This is a genomic window from Embleya sp. NPDC020886, assembly GCF_044333915.1.
GTDB lineage: Bacteria > Actinomycetota > Actinomycetes > Streptomycetales > Streptomycetaceae > Embleya.
In genome coordinates, this window is record NZ_JBIRRX010000003.1 from 728020 (window position 1) to 747737 (window position 19718).

Below are 19718 nucleotides of genomic sequence, written 5' to 3' on the forward strand. Positions count from 1 at the left end.
TCGGTCCGGTCGGCCCGGTCAGGTGAGGAGGTATTCGTTCTCCTGTGGCGCGCGGGTCATCCACCAGTAGTCGACCAGGCGCCAGGGGTTGGAGACGACCACGCGGCCGGAACTGTTGCGGTAGTAGCCGCGGACGGAGGAGTGGCTCCAGACGAGACCGTCCAGGGCCCGGTCGACGGTCTCGTTGTAGGCGTCGTGGGCCTGTTCGGTGGGTTCGATCGCGGTGGCGCCGCGGGCGTGCATGAGGCCCAGGCAACCGAGGATGTAGTTGACCTGCGCCTCGCTGATGATGTTGACGCCGGCGCCGTGGTTCGGGCCGGAGTTGGGGCCGCCGATGACGAAGAAGTTCGGGAACCCGGGCACGGTGACCCCGCGCAGGGCTCGGGGGTCCTCCTCGCCCCAGACGTCGCGCAGGGCGACGCGGTCGCGGCCGGTGATGTCGATGCCGTCGAGCATGGGCAGGAGGTGGTACCCGGTGGCCAGGACGACGACGTCGACCGCGACCACCTCGCCGTCGGCGGTGGCCAGGCCCTCGGCGGTGGCGTGGGTGATCGCCGAGGTCTCCAGGCGCACGTGGTCGCGACGCAGCATGCGGTACCAGTCGCAGTCGCGCAGAATCCGCTTGCCGAACGGGGGGTAGGCCGGGACGGCCTTGGCGAGGAGGTCGGGCCGGCCGTCGAGTTCCTCGCGGGCGTAGGCGAGGAGCCACTGGCGGGCGTCCTCGTTGGCCTGGGACACCGATTCGGTCATGGTCCACTCGGGGTCCACGACCACGCGGGGGTAGTTGCCGTCGGCGGTGATCCAGTAGGTGAGGGTGCGGAACCACTCGGCGTAGAACGGCACGTGCCGCATGGCCCAGCGGGCGCCGTCGGGGACGACGAGACCGTCGGCGCGGCGCGGCATGATCCACGAGGGCTGACGCTGGAAGACGGTCAGTTCACCGACTCGGTCCACGACGGCGGGACCGAGTTGCATGGCGCTGGCACCGGTGCCGATCAGGGCGACCCGCTTGCCGGTGAGGTCGACGTCGGGGTCCCAGGCGGCGGTGTGGATCACCGGACCGGCGAACTTCTCCAGGCCGGGGAAGCCGGGACGCATCGGGGCCTGGAAGAACCCGATGGCGCTGATGACGGCGTCGGCCTGCTCCGTGTGTTCGACGCCGTCCGGTCCGCGGCTGGTGACGGTCCAACGGCGGGTGCTCTCGTCATAGTGGGCGCCGGTGACCTCGGTGCCGAAGGTGGTGTTCTCGCGCAGGCCGTGGGCGTCGGCGCAGGTGCGCAGGTAGTCCCAGACCACCTGGCCGTTCGAGTAGTACTCCGGCCAGTCGGGGTTGATCTCGAAGGAGAAGGAGTAGAAGTGGCTGGGGGTGTCCACCCCGATCCCCGGATAGCGGTTGGCCAGCCACGTTCCGCCGACGTCCGCGTTGCGGTCGTAGACGTGGTAGCTGTAACCGGCCTCGGCGAGCTTGATGGCCGCGCACATGCCGCTGAGCCCCGCGCCGATGATCACCGCGTGAAAGCCGTCCGGCGGACTGGCGCGGACCTCGGCGGGGACGGCCTCGCGAGCGCTGAAACCGCCCTGCTCGCGCAGCAGCGGCAGGAACTCGACGTCGACCGGCTCGCCGACACAGACGGAGGCCATGCGTTGGAACAGCTCGTCGGGCAGCGGCCGATCGGCCTCCGGCGGGGCGGGACGGGTCAGCGCCTCGGCGAGCAGGTCGCGGGCACGGCCGGCAAGGTCCGCCCGGTCGGCCGCTTCCGTCGTCGGCGCGACGGCCGGGGCGAGTTCCTCCAGGAGCGCCGCGTCGCGGGTGAGCTGGATCAACGCCATCAAGACGATGCGCGGGTCGGCCTGTGCCAACTGCCGCCGGATCTCGGCCCGATCGGTCGGCGGCAGGGGCAGGGCCGCGGCGCGAGGGCGCGGATACGCGGCTTCGACGGTGCGCATGGGCGTGGGCATGAGGGGCCTCCGGGAACGTTCTGCCTCGATCGTGGTCGGCCGTGCCCGGGACACCTCCCGCCGGCTGACCAATGAGGATGGTCAATAGACACTCTGTCCAGCGAGAAAAGAATGCCCACCCGGGCGACAACTGTCCAGAGCCACCGCCGAACATCGGACCGTGCGAGGTCACGAATTTGTGTACCGACCTCTCGAAATCAACCGGTCCACCCGGCGGAATCGCCGAAACGCCGCCGCATGGTGGTCGGACCCCGGCCGTCGCGCTTCGGCGCAACGGGTCCACGAAACACCCGCAGCGGATGCCGTTGCGGGTGGCTGCGGAGGTGGAACGGACAGGCGCCCCCTCGAATCGGCACCGCGCGCCCGTTCGCCCCTTGCGGAAGGGGGCGGGACGGGCGCGCGTTCCGCGGGACGCGTCAGACCACGCCCGGTGTGGCCCAGTCGGTCGTGGGGGCGATCGCGTAGGTGGCGATGAGGGCGCGGATGAAGTCCTTGTCGTTCATGGGGTCCGAGGGTTCGGCGACCTCGACTCCCCGGGCCCGCAGGTCGGCCAGGAGGCGTTCGAAGACGAGGTCGTGGGTGAGGTCGTCGGTGTGGTCCATGTTCTTCTTCAGTTCGTCGTGGTCCGCGTAGACCTCGGCGTTCCAGTGCACGAGCAGGCGCATCTCCTCGGGCCGGTAGCGGCGGATCGCCTCGCCGTCGGTGGTGATCGCCCAGTCCTCGCGGGAGGCGTCCCAGCCCAGGAGCGAGCGGTTCTTCAGGCCGGGTGTGTCGCGCTCCTCGGGGCGGCCCACCGGGTCGCCGCGGTGGAACATCGACTCGTTCTGCACGACCACGCCCTTGTTCCACAGGGGGTGGTCCAGGCGCTTGGGCTCGCCGTGCGGCCCGTCGGGCCAGTAGGTGAAGGTGCCGTTCTCGCCGAGGTACCACCACGTGATGACCTGGGCCATCTTCACCAGGTGGTCGGTGAACAGGCCGGAGCGGCCCATGACGTTCATCAGCCACGTGGGGGAGTTCTCGTAGCGGATGCCGCGGAAGGTGACCGCGTCCAGGTGCGAGGTGAGTCCGCTGTGGTGCGGGCCGCAGAAGTTGAACAGCATCATCGTGGGGCGGGCGTACTCGCCGCCCCAGTACGCCTTCGCCAGGTCCAGGAAACGGGAGTTGTAGAAGCAGTCCGCCAACTCCGGGTACAGCACCGTGGAGTTCTGGGCGAAGAACCCGCGGAAGTGGGCGCCGGCGACGTCGTCGAGCGTGAGGTCGAGGACCTGGTCGTTGTCCGGGCCGCTGGAGGTGGCGACCAGTTCCTCGATCGAGTCGAAGGTCTGGGCGATGATCGTCCGCCACGGGCCGTGCTGCTTGAGGACGTCGAGGATCCGGCGGTGCTGGTCGTCGGTGTACACACCCTCCACGACCCTGGGCGGGGCCACGGGGCGCAGGATGTCGTTGAGCTGTGTCAGTGTCCGGCTCATCGTGTGTTGTCCTTTCCGGGCGGCCGACGCTCGGTGGCCGCCTGCGAATACTTGATCCGTACACAAATTCCGCCCCGCGTCACGCCGACTCCTCGTCGGGTGTGGCGAATCGCCGGGCTCGGCGCACGGGGCCGGCCGCGGGGGATCGCTCCCGGATCGGGAGGATCGTCGACGCGGGCGGGACCTCGACCCGCGGTTCGGGTCGACGGGTTCGTTCGGTGATTCCGGGGCGGTCGAGACGCCGGGAGCAGCCCGTCGGGGGCGGTGGTTCCCGGCACAGTAGGACGACGGGAAGGCGAGGTCAACGGGCTCGACCGTGTGACCGAGGTCATCCGGGTGAAGCCGTCGGTGGCCAGGATATCAATTTTGCGTTGCTGATACGCGAAATCCTGCCATCCGTCGGCGCGACCCGCCACCCCGGATCGTTCGAGATCGGCCCGGGAGGCGTGGAACGCCGCCCGGTAGTCTTTCCTGTACAGGAATAGGTCGAGTCGGATGTGCTGCCGGTGTTCGCCGGGGAACGGGCAGGTATGAGCACGAACATCGAGGACAGGTCGTGGCGTGGTCCCAAGGCGTCGCAACGGCTGGCGCAGGTCCTGGCGCGGCCGATTCTCACCGGCGCCCTCCGTGAGGGCGACCGCCTGCCCAACGAGCAGGAGATGATGCTGCGCTACGAGGCCGGCCGCCCGACCGTGCGCGAGGCGCTGCGACTTCTGGAGACCCGCGGTCTGATCGTGCTCAAGAGCGGCCCGGGAGGGGGGCCGGTCGTACGACACCCGCGCAAGGACAGCCTGGGCGAGTCGCTCAGTCTCCTGCTCCAGATCGAGGGTGCCTCCTTCGGCGACGTCGCGGACGCCCGTCGCGCGTTGGAGCCGATGCTCGCCCGGCGGGCGGCGGAGCGGATCACCGCGGAGCAGGTGGTCGAACTCGACGAGACGGTACGCCTGCTGCGGGAGAACCCCGGCGACCAACAGGTGTTCGCCGTCCAGAACCAGCGATTCCACGCCGTGGTCGCGGAGGCGGCGCGCAGTGTCGTGCTGGACGTGTTCGCCAGTTCGCTCAAGGCGCTGGCGGACGGCGTGCGGGTGGGCGTGACCTATTCGGCCCGCAAACAGGCCGCCGTGGCGACGGCCCACGAGGTCATTGTGGCGGCCCTGCGGACGGGCGATCCGGACGCCGCGGAAGCGGCGATGCGCGAACACCTCGAAGAGGCCGAGCGGTATTGGCGTCGCCGATACCCGGACCTGATGGGCCGCCCGGTCGAGTGGACGTATTGAGGTCTCGCGACCCGGGCCCCGGCCGCGCCCGACGTGCCGGGGCCGGCCACCGTCACAGTTGCAGCGACTGCAGTTCGTAGTACTCCTCCAGCCCCGCGCGGCCGAACTCGCGGCCGCGTCCGGAGCACTTCACGCCGCCGAAGGGGGCGGCGGTGTGAAAGCGCCCGCCGTTGACGTCGACCTGCCCGGTGCGCAGCCGAAGCGCCACGGCGGCGGCGCTCTCCCGGTCCGGGCCCCACACCGCGCCGGAGAGGCCGTATCGGGTGCCGTCGGCGATCCGGATGCCTTCGTCGACGTCGTCGTAGGGGGTGATGGCCAGGACGGGTCCGAAGACCTCCTCCTGCCCGAGTTCCGACTCCGGCGCGACGTCGGCGAACACGGTCGGGCGCACGAAGAACCCGCGTTCGAGGCCGTCCGGCGCGTGCGCGCCGCCGACGGTGAGTCGGGCGCCGTCGGCGCCGGCGCGCTCGATGAATCCGCGGACGCGGTCGCGCTGGGCGGCCGAGATCAGTGGCCCCTGCTTGGTGGCCGGGTCGGCGGGATCACCGAGGGTGAAGCGGGCGGCGGTGGCGGTGGCCGCCTCCACCGCCTCGCGGTAGAGCGAACGGTGCACCACCAGGCGGGTCAGTGCGAGGCAGGTCTGGCCGGAGTTGAGGAGGCAACTGTTCACGGTGGCCCGCGCGGCCGCGACCGCGTCGGCGCCGGGCAGTACCAATGAGGCGGACTTGCCGCCCAGTTCGAGCTGTACGCGCTTGAGCCCGGCCGCGGCGTGCACGGCCCGGCCGGCCGCCGTGGAGCCGGTGAAGGAGACCATGTCCACCTCGGGGTGACGTACCAGCGCGTCGCCGATTTCGAGGCCGAGGCCGGACACCAGATTGAACACCCCGGGCGGGAAACCGGCCGCGTCCACCGCCTCGGCGAGCAGGTGCGGGACCAGCGGGGCGACCTCGCTCGGCTTGAGGACGACCGGTGAGCCGCTCAGCAGCGCGGGCACGACCTTGGCCACGATCTGGAGCAGTGGATAGTTCCAGGGGGTGATGGCCACGACCACGCCGACGGGCCGGCGGTGCACCAGCGAGTTCGCGACCCCATGGGGTTCCTCGATGCCCTCCGCCGCGGCCAGGAAGTCGGTCACGGCGCCGATCGGCAACATCGTCTGCAGCGGACCGGCCATGCGTACCGGGGTACCGACATCGCGCACCGCGGCCGAGGTCAGCTCGTCGGCGCGGGCGGTGAGCGTGTCCCGGAGCGTGCGCACGAGGGCGATGCGCTCGGACTGTGGGGTCGCCGCCCAGGTGTCTGCCGCGCGGCGGGCGGCCAGCACGGCGTCGTCCGCGTCCCGGGCGGTGCCTCGCGGGACGTGGTCGTAGACCTGTTCGGTCGTCGGGTCGATCACGGGGACGGTGACCGGGGACGAGGAGTCGCGGAAGCGTCCGTCGAGGTAGATGGTCGGTGGCATGAGAGTCCTCCCGATGGTGGGGGTGTCCGGGCGGGCGGTGGCCCTTGACGATTTCTCGGGTCAATGATCTATTCCATGTACATAGATAGCACGGGCATCGAGAGGCGGATCACCCAATGTTCGAAGGACGCATCGCCCGGTTCGACGCACCGGAGCAGCCGTTCGGGATCCGGGAGGTCTCGCTCGCCGGTCGCGGGATCCTCCCCGGCGAGATCCTGATCCGGGTCACCCGGGCCAACGTCTGCGGCAGTGACCTGCACGCCTGGCACGGCAACTTCGACACCCGCGGCCTCGGCGGCAAACTCCCCACCGTGCTGGGGCACGAGATGGTCGGACGCGTCGCCGCCCTCGGCGAGGGCACCGGCCGCGACACCGACGGCAAACCCCTGGAACCGGGGACGCGCGTCGTCTTCCCGTACTTCTTCAGTTGCCACGTCTGCCGGTACTGCGTCTCCGGACGCAGCGCCGGCTGCACCCGGCTGCGCATGGCCATGCTCACCAGTGCCGCCGAACCGCCCTACTACGTCGGCGCGTTCGGCGACTACTTCGTCCTGCCGCCGGGCGCGTTGCTCTACACGGTGCCCGACACGCTCTCCGACGAGGTCGTCTCCGGCGCCAACTGTGCACTGTCGCAGGTGATGTACAGTCTCGATCGCGCACAACTGGGCTTCGGCGAGACCGTCGTCGTCCAGGGCGCCGGCGGCCTGGGCCTGTACGCCACCGCCCTGGCCAAGGCCCGCGGCGCCCGCACCGTGATCGTCCTCGACGCCGTTGCCGAACGCCTCGAACTCGCCCGCGAAATGGGCGCCGACGCCACCGTCGACATCACCGCCGAGACCGACGCGCGATCCCGGATCAAGAAGATCCAGGCACTCACCGACGGCGGCGCCGACGTCGTGGTCGAACTCGTCGGGTCACCGGCCGTCGTCGACGAGGGCATCCGCATGCTCGGCCGCTTCGGCCGCTACCTCAGCGTCGGCAACATCAGCGCGAAGCGTACCTACGAGGCCGACCCGTCCCGACTGACCATGACCAACAAGAGCGTCATCGGCGTCTCCCTGTACGAACCCTCCGCACTGGGCAAGAGCCTGCACTTCCTCGAGACCGTGCACGACCGCCTGCCCAAGCGGTTCACCGAAAGCACCGTCTTCCCCCTGGACGCCATCAACGAAGCGTTCCGGGCCGCCGACCACCGCGACGTCGTGCGCGCCGCGATCGTGCCCTGACCGCCGCCCACCGCCGCAACCGCCGCAACCGGTGCAACCGAACCCGCGAACCCATCCCGAACCCGAGGACTCGATGAGCAGCCCCACCGGACTCGACTATTCCCTCGCCGACCACATCGCCACCATCACCCTCGACCGCCCGCACCACAAGAACGCTTTCACCCTGGAGATGGTGGACGCCTGGGCCGAGGCCCTGCGCAGAGCCGAGGCCGACCCCGAGGTGCGGGTGGTCGTCGTCACCGGCGCGGGCGGCACCTTCTGTTCGGGGGTGGACCTGGACGCCTTCGCCGAGCGCGAGCGCACCCCCCTGGCCGAGCAGCAGCTCATGTCCCGCATCCACCAGGTGGCTTTCGCCGCGGAGGCACTGACCAAGCCCTACCTCGCGGTCGTGGCCGGCGCGGCCGTCGGCGCGGGCATGGACATGGCGCTGATGGCCGACATCCGGATAGCGGGCGAATCGGCCCGCTTCTGTGAGGGCTACGTCCGCGTCGGCCTCGTCCCCGGCGACGGCGGCTGCTGGTACCTGCCCCGCATCGTCGGCACCGCCACCGCCCTGCGCCTGCTGTGGACCGCCGACTTCGTCGAAGCCCCGGAAGCGCTCGCCCTCGGCCTGGTCAGCGCCGTCCATCCCGACGACCGACTCCGGGACGAGGCACGCCGGTTCGCCCTCAAGCTCGCCGCCCGCCCGCCGTTGGCCGTGCAACTGATCAAGCGCGCCGTACGCGCGGGCGAACGTCAGGACCTGCGCACCGCGCTCGACCTGATCTCCTCCCACCAGGCCGTGATGACCTCCACGGCCGACTCCCGCGAGGCGATGGACGCCTTCCGCACCCGCCGCCCCGGCGACTACACGGGGAAGTGAGATGACCACCACACGGGCACGCGAGACGACCGCCGCGGCGGGCGGCGGCCCCGCGACCGGCACCGCCGTCGCGGACCTGCGCCGCCAGGTCCGCGACCTCACCACCCGATGGCGCGTCCAGGGCCGCTACACCCCGCGCAGCGACAACTGGATGCGCGGCTTCGCCCCCGACTTCAGCCGCGAACTCGCCCGGCGCGGCCTGCTCGGCCTCGCTTGGCCCACCGAGTACGGCGCCGGCCTCGGCCAGGTCGCCCGGCTCGCCGTCACCGAGGAACTCCTGCGCGCCGGCGCGCCGGTGGCCGCCCACTGGATCGGCGAACGCCAGATCGGCCCCGCCGTCCTGCGTTACGGCAGCCCGGAGCTGCGCGCCGAGATCCTGGCGCCGATCGCCCGCGCCGAGGCCGTCTTCTGCCTGGGCATGAGCGAACCCGACGCCGGATCCGACCTCGCCGCCGTTCGTACCACGGCGGAGGCGGTGCCCGGCGGATGGCGGGTCAACGGCCGCAAGACGTGGACCACCGGCGCCCATCACGCCACCCACATCTACCTGCTCGCTCGCACCGCGCGTACCGAACGCAAGCATCAGGGCCTCACCGAGTTCGTCGTCGACATGGACACCGCCGGCATCGAGGTCACCCCCATCGTCGACCTCGCGGGCGAGCACCACTTCAACGAGATCACCTTCACCGACGTCCACGTACCCGCCCACCGCCTGCTCGGGACCGTCGGCGAGGGCTGGCGCCAGGTCGTGGAGCAACTGGCGTTCGAACGCGGCGGCCCCGAACGTGTCCTGTCGACGTATCCCCTGCTGGCCGGGTGCGTGGAGGCCCTCGCGGGCGACCCCCCGCACGCGCGTGACCTGCGCGTCGACCTGGGGAGGCTGACCGCGCGCCTGGCCACGTTGCGTCGGCTCGCGCTGCGGGTCGCCCGGCAGGTGGACGAGGGCCGGGCGCCGACGGTCGAGGCCGCCACGCTCAAGTACCTCGGCAACGCCTTCGAGAACGACGTGGTCGACTTCGCGCGCCGCGTGTGTCGGCGCATCCCGGACCCGGCCCTGCGGGCCGCGTTCGACCAGGCGCTGCTCGCCTCGCCGGGTTTCACCATCCGAGGGGGCGCCGCCGACGTGCTGCTGTCCCTGATCGCCAAACAGGAGACCCGCACGTGAAAGACGTCCACGCCGAATTGCGCGACCTCGTCGACGACATCACCGCCGGGCCCGGTGACCCCGACCGGCTGTGGGACACCGTCGTCGGTCTGGGCCTGCACACCATCGGCGTCCCCGAGGGCGACGGCGGTTCCGGCGGCGACGTCGCCGACCTGGCCACCGTGGTACGCCGCTTCGCGCACCGGGCGGCGTCCGTGCCGGTCGCCGAACACGCCGTGGCCGCCTGGGCGTTGACCTGCGCCGGCTGGCCGTTGCCCGCGGGCGGGCCCCTGGCGGTCGTGTTCGGCGGCGTTCCCGGGGTGGGCGGCCCGTACCCGGCCGTGCCCTGGGGCCGCCGCGCGACCGGCCTGGTCGTGGTCGGCTCGGACGACGTGGTTCGCTACGTCGACCTCGCCGGGCGGCGGGTCGTGGTGGGGGAGGGGGCCAACCTGGCCGGGGAACCGCGCGACGCCGTCGACCCGGGTGACATCCCCCTCGCCCACCTCGCCGGGGCACCGGACGCGGACGTGATCCGAGCCCGGATCGCCACGCTGCGCGCCGCGGCCCTGGCGGGAGCGTGCGCGGGAGCATACGAACTGACGCGCTCGTACGTCAAGGAACGCCGGCAGTTCGGGCGCCCCCTCATCGACATCCCCGCCGTCGCCGGCTCTCTCGCGACCATGAAGGTCACCGGGCTCCAGGTGAACGCCGCCGTGGACCGCGCGGTGGACCTGCACGCCGGCACCACGGGCCCCGAAACCCTGCTCGCCGCCGCGGCGGTCGCCCGCGTCGTCGCCGCGGAGGCCGCCGACACCGTCGCCAGGCTCGCCCACCAACTCCACGGGGCGATGGGCGTCACCCGCGAGTACGGCCTGCACCCCCTCACCACCCGGCTGTGGGCCTGGCGCGACGAGTACGGCGACGAGGAATCCTGGGCCCGGCTCCTGGGCGCCCACGCGACCGACGGCGGGGAACTCGACCTGTGGGAACGGCTCACCGGCTGAACACCCCGCTCGGCCACCGCACGCCACCCCACCCACTGGTCGGTCCCACCGCCGCCGACCACCCCGCGAGGCACCACCCCTGCTCCGCCGCGCTGCGCTCGGGCCTGCCGCGCCATCGAGGCACACCTCGTCGCGCCTCCCGGTCCGTCGGCCACAATCCGACACCGCACCGCCCCCGCCGCCGCACGCGAGAACCTGCCGGACACCGACCGCGTCGTCCATCGACGGGCGCGACCTCCGGTGGATCGGGACGTTGCTCGCCGGTCGCCCGGAGCGCCGGTCGGGGAGGCGCCACGGCCGCCGCCCCATCCGTGCGTTTCGTCGGGCCACCTTGGCGAGCGCACATAGAGTAATGCCTACGCAAATTCGATGCACCGAGCGACGTCGTGGGATTTGTGTACTGGACTATCGCAATTGTTCGGTCCACACTCAAGGCGCGAACCCGGGTGTCGACGGTCCGAAGCGGCCGATCCCCGATCAGTTGTCCGAATATGCGCCGCCGCGCGTGCTGCCGGCGATGCGACACCCCGCGACGGCCCGACAGTCGCCGTGTTCTCTTCCGACGAGAGGAAGCTCGTGCTCAGGAGACGCACCGGAGTCACCCCCCGGACTCCCGCCCCAGGCTCCCGCAACCGCGCGAGGTTGTGGGCCGCCGTGACCGCCGCCGCCGCACTCGTCGCCGGTTGCGGATCGAGTGGCGAGGCGAACCGGGCCGCCGACGGCCCGCCACGATCCGGCGGCAGCATCGTCGTGGACAGCCTCCAGGACGCGGCGACCCTCGACCCGTTCACGGCGCTCAAATCCGCCCTGGCCGACTCGCCGCGCCTGGACGCCCTCTACGACGGCCTCGTGTACATCGACGCCAAGAGCGGCGCCCTGCGACCGCAGTTGGCCGAGTCCGTCGCCATGACGCCGGGCAATCCGTCCGAGTGGACGGTCAAGGTTCGTCCCGGGGTCACCTTCACCGACGGCTCCGCCTTCGACGCGGAGGCGGTGAAGTTCAGTTGGCAGACCCAGGCGGATCCCGCCGTTCGGTCCTATCGCATGCTCGCGGCGTCGGGATTGACCCTGACCGTGGCCGACCCGCTCACCCTCACGGTGAAGCTGCCCGAACCCAACACCTTCTTCGACCGGGTGATCGCCCAGGAACTCAACTGGATCGTCTCACCGACCGCGTACCGCGCGGACCCGAAGGGTTTCGGTGCCAAGCCCGTCGGCGCCGGCCCGTTCAAGCTCCAGACCTGGGTCCGCGGCAGCCGGATGACGATGGTCAAGAACCCGACGTACTGGGGCGGACCCGCCCGCCCGTACCTGGACCGCATCATCTTCGACGTGGTCGCGGAGGAGAGCCAACAACTCACCAACATCGCCTCCGGCCAGGCGCAACTGGTGAACTCGTCCAACGGCGCGAACATCCAACGGGCGCGGACCGAGAAGCTCGATGTCGACGAAGTAGTCTCGGGTGGTGGGCAGTTCGTCACCTTCAACACGACTCGCCCCCCGTTCGACGATGCACGAGCACGTCGTGCCGTCGCGCTCGCACTCGACCCGGCCGACATGGCGAAGACCCTGCGCAACGGATACGTGCCGGCGCTCGGGCTCTCGCCGTCCCGGAACCCGTTCGTCTCCCCGGGCGTGGACCAGCCACGACCCGACAAGGCGGAGGCACAGCGCCTGTTCGACCAACTCGCGGCCGAGGGCAAACCGATGACCTTCGGGTATCTCGTCCCCCAGAGCCGCAGCTCGATGCAGGTCGCGGAATACTTCCAAAGCCGACTCAACGAGTTCCGCGGGGTCCGGATGAGCATCGAGAGCCTGGACTACTCCGCCTACGCCACGCGGTACAGCATCCAACGCGACTTCCAGGCGACCCTGTCACAACAATGGTGGGCGCACCCCGAACCCAACCTCCACAACCTCGTGCACTCCCAGAGCCCCCAGAACTACGCCGGCCTGCGCAGTCCCGAGATCGACGCGGCCCTGACCCGAGCGCGGACCAGCCAGGACGAGGTGGTGCGCCGGCAGGCGTACACCGAGGTCCAACGGATCCTCTCACGCGAACTCCCCTACTGGGTCTATGCGCGGGCCACCGTCGCGGTGATCGCGCACGCGAAGGTCACGGGCGTGGTCCAGGTCAACGACGGCACCTATCTGCCCGGTGAACTCGCCCTGACCGGCTGAGGAATCGGCGCGGGCTCGTCCCGTCGTCCACGCCGCGGCCGATCGCACCGCGCCTCGCCGGCGGCAAGCCGTAACCCGCCCTCCGCGGCGACGTCTTCACGACGTTTTCACGCCAACGCGCCCCCGGAGACAAGGAGAAGGACAAACATGCACGACCGCCTCGCAGTCCACGAACTCATGCATCGCTGGTGGTACGTCTACGACGAGGGACACTTCGACATCTGGCCGCAGATGTTCACCCGGGACACGTGGTTCACCTCCCGTACCGACACCGGCAAGCATCCCTATGAAGCCTTCATCGCCTCCGACAACCGCGGGCGCGACAAGGTGTTGGCCTGGCAGCGGGAACACCGCCTCGCCAGCCCGTACCCGCTGCGCCACAACGGCACCAACATCCACGTCGACGGCGAGACGGACCAGGAGGTCTCGATCACCTCGTACATCCACGTCACACAGATCGTCGGACAACTGCCTTCGGCGGTGGCGAGCGGCATCGTGCGGGCCGTGGTTCGCCGAGAAGGCGATGCCTACCGATTCGCCGTCGTACACGTCGTGCTCGACACGGTCGACTCCGTTGCCTTCGCCGAGCGTTCGGTCGATTCCTGACTTCGTAGGAGCCCGTCCCGGGACCGACGGACGACGTGCTTCGGTGATACGCCGTCGGGTCCCGCCGCCGGGGCGGCGCCGGCGGTTCGGCCGGCCACGGGCGCGGCGTCTCGTCGTGCCTCGTCGGCAACCCGGGCTCCACTCCCGCCCCTTCCGAAGGCAAAGCAGGTGCCTCGACCTCCTTGCCACGATCCGGTTCCCTTCCCAAGGCCAAGCAGGTTTCTCGACCTCCTTGCCACGATCCGGTCCCACCTCGGCCATACCACACCTTCGAAGGAACGCATGATGGGAACTCCCCTGCACCGCCGCGACTTCGTCCGCATCACGGCCGCCTCCGGCGCGGTCGCCGCCGGTGTCGTCGCAGCAGCCCCCGCAGCCCGGGCCGCCGGGGTCGACGAGCCCGAGGCGGTGAGCGTCGCGAAGGGGGCGACGTTCCTGCACGGCGTCGCGTCCGGTGACCCCCTGCCCGACGGGGTCGTCATCTGGACCCGGGTCACCCCCAACCCGGACTGCCGCCCGGGCTCGCGGCGCGGCCCGGCCTCCCTCGTGTTCTGGGAGGTCGCCCTCGATCGCGACTTTCGGCACCCGGTGCGCACCGGTCGAACCCGCACCGGCCCCGACCGCGACCACACCGTCCAGGTCGACGTGCGCGGCCTGCGCCCCGGCACCACCTACCACTTCCGCTTCCGCACCGCCCACGACAGCTCGCCGGTGGGGCGCACCAGGACCGCGCCGGCCGCCCGGCAAGACATCGGGGGCCTACGCTTCGGCATCGCGACGTGCACCAACTACGCCAACGGCCACTTCGCCGGCTACCGGCACCTCGCACGGCGCGGCGATCTCGACGCGGTGATCCACCTCGGGGACTACACCTACGAGTTCGCGACCAAGCCCGGGAACATCCGCGCCATGGAGCCACCCGTCGTGTGTCGCACGTTGGCCGACTACCGCGCCCGGCACGGCCGGTACCGCACCGACCCCGACCTTCAGGCGATGCACGCCGCGGCACCGATCATCGCCACGTGGGACGATCACGACGTATGCAGCGGGTGGTGGTCCGGCGGCGCGGACGAGCACGATCCGGCCTCCGACGGGAGTTGGGCGGACCGCCTCGCGGCAGCGAAACAGGCGTACTTCGAGTGGCTGCCGGTACGCCGGGCGGTGCCCGGTTCCACGCAGCGTCGGCTGTCCTTCGGCACCCTCGCCGACCTGACCATGCTCGACCTGCGCAGCTTCCGCTCCCGGCAGGTCGCGGCGACCGACACCGCCGGCCTCGACGACCGGGCGCGCACCCTCACCGGCCGCGAGCAGATGGGCTGGCTCAAGGACGGCCTCGCGCGCGGCACGGCCGGCTGGAATCTGATCGTCAGCTCCGTCATGGCCGCGCCGTGGTGGCTGCCCAGCGGACGTCCCGAGGCGCCCGTGACCGTCAACTCCGACCAGTGGGACGGCTACCGGGCCGAACAGAGCGAGTTGTTCACCCACCTGCGCCGGCAGGACAAGCGCAACACCGTCTTCCTGAGCGGAGACCTGCACTCCTCGTGGGCCGGCGAGGTCCCGGCGCCCGGGGGAGGGGCGCCGGTCGCCTCGCAGTTCGTGATGACGTCGGTTACCTCGACGCCCTTCGGCACGCTTTACCCCGGCGGGGTGGGCGCGCAGATCGTCGCCGCGATCCGCGCGTTGAACCCGCACCTGCAGTGGGGCGAAGCCGAATCCAACGGCTGCGGCGTGCTGGACGTGACCGCCGCACGTGTGCAGATGGACTGGTACAAGATCGCCGACCGTACCAGGCCGGACAGCGCGGTCACCCACCTGAAGTCGTTCGCCGTCGACGGAGCGACGAAGCGGATGGTGCCCGCGACCACGCCGGTCTGACCGCGCAGGGCGGCTTCACGCCGGCGCGGGGGTACGGCAGCGCGCTCGCCACCGTGAGCCCTTCGACGGCGCGTCGCCCACCTCACGGGCGAAACACGCCGGTGGGTGCCCGCCCGACGGCGGGCGTCGGACGGGCACCGGGGGCGGCTGCCGTGCCCCGTGTCGAGGGGCTGGGTCGCCCTGCGCGGTTTGCTTTCGCGCCGGGAGCTCACCCGGGGTGTCGCCGCCCGTGGGGCGGCCTGCTCGATCTGCTCACCGCGTCGGCGCGGGAACGCCCGCTGCCGTGCCTGGTGGACGACGCGCACCGGCCGGACCACGTGTCGGCCCGGGTGGTGGCCTTCGCGGCGCGCCGGCTACGGGACGAATCGGTGCCCGTGGTCCCGGCAAGCCGTCGGCCGATCACCGGCCTGCGCGGCCTGCCCGAGTCGGGGGTTCAGGGCCTCGGGACCGCCGCCGCGCCGGACCCGCGGGATCGACACGAGAACGACGGGGCCGCCGCCGCGACGGTCCGGCCCCGCAGAGGCTCGTCGTCGGTGTGGTGATGCTCGTGCGTCTCACACGGGCTTTCGGAGCAGGAAGACGTGGTATCCGGCGTGGTCGCGGACGAACTCGCGCAGCTTCGGCATGGCGTCGTCCATGGCGGACGTGGTGTCGGAACCGTAGCGCGCCAGGATCCGGTCGTGGTTGTCGCGATACAGGACGTCCATCACTTCGCCGCACAGCGCCAGGTCCTGGGTGTGGTTCTCCAGTCGCACGAGTTCGAATCCGGCCTCGGCCGTGCGGCTCAGCAGGGTGGCCGGGTTCTGCGGCGGCAGGGACGTCCACACGGCGCGAAAGACGGCCAGGTGTTCGGGGGTGGGGTTCCCGCGTTGGGTGAACTCGGTGAACAGCAGTCGGCCGCCGGGCCGGAGGACGCGCAGGGCGTGCCGCAGTGTGGCGAGTTGGTCGTGCATGTGCGGGAACGAGTCGATGGCCCAGGCGGCGTCGTACGACTCGTCGGCGTGTTCCGCACCGAGGTTCATGGCATCGCCGAGGCGAAAACGCACCCGATCGTCGAGACCCGCCTGCCGGGCGCGTGCCTCGCACAGGGGAATCTGCGAACTGCTGACGGTGATTCCCGTGACCCGGGCGCCGGTTGCGCGGGCCAGCCGGACGGCGGGACCACCGGTGCCGCAGCCGATGTCGAGCAGGTGGTCGTCGGGTCCCAGGCCCAGGGCGTCGATGTAGTGGTCGGTCTGCTGATCCATACCGAGATTGGCCAGATCGAGCAGGCTGGAGGCGGGGGCGCGCCCGTCGGGCGGTGCCCAACTGCCCACGTGGATGGCGGAGTCGCCGAGAATGAGGCTGTAGAGGTCGCCGAACTCGTCGTACGAGGCGCCCACCTCCTCGGGGGTCGGCGCAGTCTGTGTACCTTCGAGGCTTTCATCCGCTGCCATGCCGCTCACGATAGTGGCGAACCCACGGCCCACAGAAGGCGATCGCCGGACATCGCCGTGCGACCGCTCCGTGCCACCGCGCGAACGCCATCCGGGGCGTCGGGTGTCGGGCGAGGGCGCGCCGCGGACAGGCGGATGGCGCATCCCCGCCGCCGTGCGGGTGTCCCGGGTGCGCCGGGCGGCAGTCGGCCGTGGTGGTCGCGTGCTGCCCCGGCACCCACGCCCGGCACGCGCGTGCCCCCGTGGCGGGCCACACCGGTGGAGGAATCGGCTGTGACGGTGGTCCGGAGCCGATGGCGCGTGGAGCGGTCCCGGTCGGCAGGCACGCATGGACCCGGCCGGAAACCGCTGCCTGCGGTCGCACGTCGGCCTGCGGCGGGCATACCGGGATGTCGCGGGCCGACCTCGACCCGTAGGGACGGACAGGCGTTGTTCGGGTGTGCCGAGGCAACTCCGCGGCGGCCCCGAGGCGATGGTGGTCGTGGGCGGTCGGGTGGACGCGGAACCGCGGACGGCCCGCCGACGTCACATCACCATGGCAGAGTCGAATGCGCGACCACCCGCCGCACGGACGACCTACGTCGTCACCGCCGCACTGATCGCCGCCGTCTGCATCGGGATCGCACTGTGGTTCCTGTTCGCCGACGGTGACGACGACAAGCCCGAGGCGGGGGCCTCGATACCGACGGTGTCCGACACACCCGTCACCGCCCCCGTCGCCCCACCCACCGCCACCTCGCCCACCTCGCCCACAGCCACCCCCGCCGGGACCCCGGCCACGACGACGACCGCACCATCGCGCACCGCAGCCCCCGCCACACCCGCCGACGGCCGCCTCGACACGCGGACCGTCTCCTTCGCCGACGCTCGCGGCCTCCCCAAGGTGTTCGCCGTCGCCGAATCGGCGACCCAGGACGCGAACGTCCTGGCCGCCGTGTTCGCGGGCAACCCGTCCAAACGTCCCGGCGAACCCGTGCCCACCACCGACTTCGCGCGCAACGTCGTGGTCACCGTGACCGTCGAGGCGGGCTGCCTCGACCCCGAGGGCGCCCGTCTGTACGCGAACGGGAACCGGCTCAGGCTCGACGTACGCCTCCCCGACCGCAGCGCCCCGCCGGAGTGCATCGCCCCCTACACCCGGCTCGCGCGCTTCGAGGTGCCGCGCACGTCGATGCCGAAAGCACCGCTCCTGAACGGCACCCCGCCCGCCACTCCGCCCGCGAACGCCCGCTCCTGACCGGCACGTCGATCATGTGACACAGACCTCCGCACAGACCGCGGGCCAACCGGACTCCGACTCGACACCATGCGTTGGGGCGGAGGGCAACTCGGGTGCCTGCGGCTGCCGGTGGGCGTCCGGTACGCCATGGTGGTCACCGACCACGAGGTGTTCGTCTTTCGGGTCCGCACCGAACCGGCCCGATCGGCGGACCACTTCGTCGTGTCCTCCTGCGTGCCGACGTCTCGCCGGGCGCCGCCGCAGCGGTCTGCGGCATACTCGCGTCTCGGTCAACTCCCCACCCCACAGCCGGATTACGGGCGACCGGCGGCCGCGCGCGGTAGGGTCGGGCCGGGGAGTGGGAGAACGTGTTCTCGCGTTGGTCACACGGCGCGAGGCGTGGGGGGAGTGCGTCGTGTCCATAAGCGCGTGCCTGGAGATCCATCAGATCAACGTCAGCCAGGGCGACTCGGTTCTGATCATCAACCGCGACCCGGTCCGGGTGAAGGCGGCGATCGACGCCGCGCGCGCGAAGAACGCGGCGCTACCCGATCCCGGCGAGCCGATCGACCATGTGCCCTACGCCGTGCACTACGACATCCCGCTGAAGGGGACGGTCACCAAGGCGCTGCTGATCGACGGCGGCAACGACGAGTTCGGCGGCGACGTGGTGGATTACCTGAGCACGCACGGCGTCGTCGACACGTCCGTGGCGTACCAGCCGAACCTCTACGTGATGATCAGCCACTACCACGCGGACCACATGGACGGCTTGCGCAGCATCTTCAAGCGGCGCAAGAAGCCGGGCTCCACCGTACTCGTGCGCAACATGCACCCGGCACGCGTCTACCAGGCGGCCGGCAAACGGGCCGGGATGAGCGGCGGCTTCATCGCGCTCCAGACCGACATCAACGAGGCGATGACGGGCAAACCCAAGAAGGAACGCACGCAGTTGGTCGCGATCTTCCCCGGCGGCCTGGACACCGACGAGGACTACACCAAGGTGTGGAATCCGCAGGCCGGGACCGAGACCGACACGGCGGAGGTCTGGCTCGGAAATTCCGCGAGCGGGATCCGCATCTCCTTCCGGGTGATCGCGTCGGGCCAGGCCGTGCGCAAGAAGCCGTACGGCGGCAACGTCGTCGTGTCGTCCAAGACGAAGACGGTGGACCAGAACGACCGTTCCATCGTGGGGATGTTGTCGTACGGCTCGTTCCGGTTCTTCATGGGTGGCGACATCGCCGGCGACGGCGGCCCCGCGGGCGGGAACCGCGGCAACAACGACAAGGCGGCCCAGTTGTTGCCCAACGACGCGCTGAAGTCCTTCACCGCGCACGCCGACGTCGAATCCCCGGTCGGCGACGCCCTCGTGCGGTTCTTCCCCATGCCGCACAAGCGGCGGCCCGGCAAGGACAAGGCTGCGAGCGCGGGCTACGCGACGGTGATGAAGGCGAACCACCACGGCAGCAAGTCCAGCAACGACGTACGGCTGCTGGCCTCCGTCCAGCCCATGCTGTTCCTGATCAGCAGCGGGTTCCGCTCGCTGTTCCACCACCACCCGACGCAGCACGTGATCAACCGCACCAACGACAGGGTGACCCCGCAGTGGGTGGACCTGACCGGAGCGCGGATCACCAACTCGATCGTCCAGACCTACGTCACCGAGTGTGCGGACGTGGTCGTCACCTCGAAAGGCAGCACCAAGAGGTTCGGCGTGAACCTGCACGACGCGCCGATCATGGGGGACATCGTGGTACGGCCGGTCGACGAGTCGGTGCTGGCGCTGCGCGCGGCGGATTACAACGACTACCCGGACCTGGTCGTCCAGGTCTACGGCACCGGCACGCTGACCAATCTCGACCGCACCCGGACCACCCTACGGCCGACGGAGCCGCGCAACTCCGCGCCCGGGGACATCTATCCGATCGGCCCGTTCGTGCACGAGACCGAGTTCTGATCGCCTGTTCGTTCTCTCCGTCCTGTTCGTGCACCCGACCCGGC

At 71.0% G+C, this 19718-nt stretch carries 15 protein-coding genes; 11 read left to right on the forward strand and 4 right to left on the reverse strand.

The genetic code is table 11. The features are described from left to right. Nucleotides 1-18 precede the first annotated feature (18 nt). Nucleotides 19-1959, reverse strand: a complete 1941-nt coding sequence (locus ACH4U8_RS14020) for a flavin-containing monooxygenase (RefSeq protein ID WP_395777915.1) — start codon at nt 1957-1959, stop codon at nt 19-21. 416 nt (nt 1960-2375) lie between these two features. Beyond that, nucleotides 2376-3428, reverse strand: a complete 1053-nt coding sequence (locus ACH4U8_RS14025) for a hypothetical protein (protein WP_360310073.1) — start codon at nt 3426-3428, stop codon at nt 2376-2378. A 530-nt stretch (nt 3429-3958) separates the two neighbouring features. Between ACH4U8_RS14025 and ACH4U8_RS14030 the strand changes: the two genes are divergently transcribed. Beyond that, nucleotides 3959-4705, forward strand: a complete 747-nt coding sequence (locus ACH4U8_RS14030; protein WP_360310075.1) for an FCD domain-containing protein — start codon at nt 3959-3961, stop codon at nt 4703-4705. Between the two features lie 52 nt (nt 4706-4757). On the opposite strand, the gene ACH4U8_RS14035 is transcribed toward ACH4U8_RS14030, so the two are convergent. After that, the gene (locus ACH4U8_RS14035; protein ID WP_395777917.1) at nt 4758-6164 is read right to left on the reverse strand and encodes an aldehyde dehydrogenase family protein; all 1407 of its coding nucleotides are present in this window, start codon (nt 6162-6164) and stop codon (nt 4758-4760) included. 116 nt (nt 6165-6280) lie between these two features. Here ACH4U8_RS14035 and ACH4U8_RS14040 point away from each other — a divergent pair, with 116 nt between their 5' ends. From ACH4U8_RS14040 to ACH4U8_RS14075, 8 genes are all read left to right on the forward strand, one after another. Then, on the forward strand, nt 6281-7390 hold the full coding sequence (locus tag ACH4U8_RS14040; protein WP_360310079.1) for a zinc-binding dehydrogenase: 1110 nt from the start codon (nt 6281-6283) through the stop codon (nt 7388-7390). A 73-nt stretch (nt 7391-7463) separates the two neighbouring features. Then, nucleotides 7464-8252 (forward strand): enoyl-CoA hydratase-related protein, encoded by a 789-nt coding sequence (locus ACH4U8_RS14045; protein ID WP_360310081.1) that lies wholly within the window; start codon nt 7464-7466, stop codon nt 8250-8252. Between the two features lies 1 nt (nt 8253). Further along, nucleotides 8254-9417, forward strand: a complete 1164-nt coding sequence (locus ACH4U8_RS14050; RefSeq protein WP_395777919.1) for an acyl-CoA dehydrogenase family protein — start codon at nt 8254-8256, stop codon at nt 9415-9417. Beyond that, nucleotides 9414-10400, forward strand: coding sequence for an acyl-CoA dehydrogenase family protein (locus ACH4U8_RS14055; RefSeq protein WP_395777921.1), 987 nt, complete (start codon nt 9414-9416; stop codon nt 10398-10400). The genes ACH4U8_RS14050 and ACH4U8_RS14055 overlap by 4 nt, the downstream gene beginning before the upstream one ends. Before the next feature lie 654 nt (nt 10401-11054). Then, nucleotides 11055-12581, forward strand: coding sequence for an ABC transporter substrate-binding protein (locus ACH4U8_RS14060; RefSeq protein WP_395777923.1), 1527 nt, complete (start codon nt 11055-11057; stop codon nt 12579-12581). 147 nt (nt 12582-12728) lie between these two features. Then, on the forward strand, nt 12729-13187 hold the full coding sequence (locus ACH4U8_RS14065; protein ID WP_360310089.1) for a nuclear transport factor 2 family protein: 459 nt from the start codon (nt 12729-12731) through the stop codon (nt 13185-13187). Nucleotides 13188-13469: 282 nt separating this feature from the next. Further along, nucleotides 13470-15062, forward strand: coding sequence for an alkaline phosphatase D family protein (locus ACH4U8_RS14070; RefSeq protein WP_395777925.1), 1593 nt, complete (start codon nt 13470-13472; stop codon nt 15060-15062). A gap of 152 nt (nt 15063-15214) precedes the next feature. Beyond that, complete coding sequence (locus tag ACH4U8_RS14075) at nt 15215-15604, forward strand: hypothetical protein (RefSeq protein WP_395777927.1); 390 nt, start codon at nt 15215-15217, stop codon at nt 15602-15604. A 12-nt stretch (nt 15605-15616) separates the two neighbouring features. Here the strand turns inward: ACH4U8_RS14075 and ACH4U8_RS14080 are convergent, their stop codons facing one another. Then, on the reverse strand, nt 15617-16498 hold the full coding sequence (locus ACH4U8_RS14080; RefSeq protein ID WP_360310094.1) for a methyltransferase domain-containing protein: 882 nt from the start codon (nt 16496-16498) through the stop codon (nt 15617-15619). Between the two features lie 535 nt (nt 16499-17033). Here ACH4U8_RS14080 and ACH4U8_RS14085 point away from each other — a divergent pair. Beyond that, nucleotides 17034-17735, forward strand: a complete 702-nt coding sequence (locus ACH4U8_RS14085; protein WP_395777929.1) for a hypothetical protein — start codon at nt 17034-17036, stop codon at nt 17733-17735. Nucleotides 17736-18132: 397 nt separating this feature from the next. Next, complete coding sequence (locus ACH4U8_RS14090; RefSeq protein ID WP_395777930.1) at nt 18133-19674, forward strand: hypothetical protein; 1542 nt, start codon at nt 18133-18135, stop codon at nt 19672-19674. Nucleotides 19675-19718 lie beyond the last annotated feature (44 nt).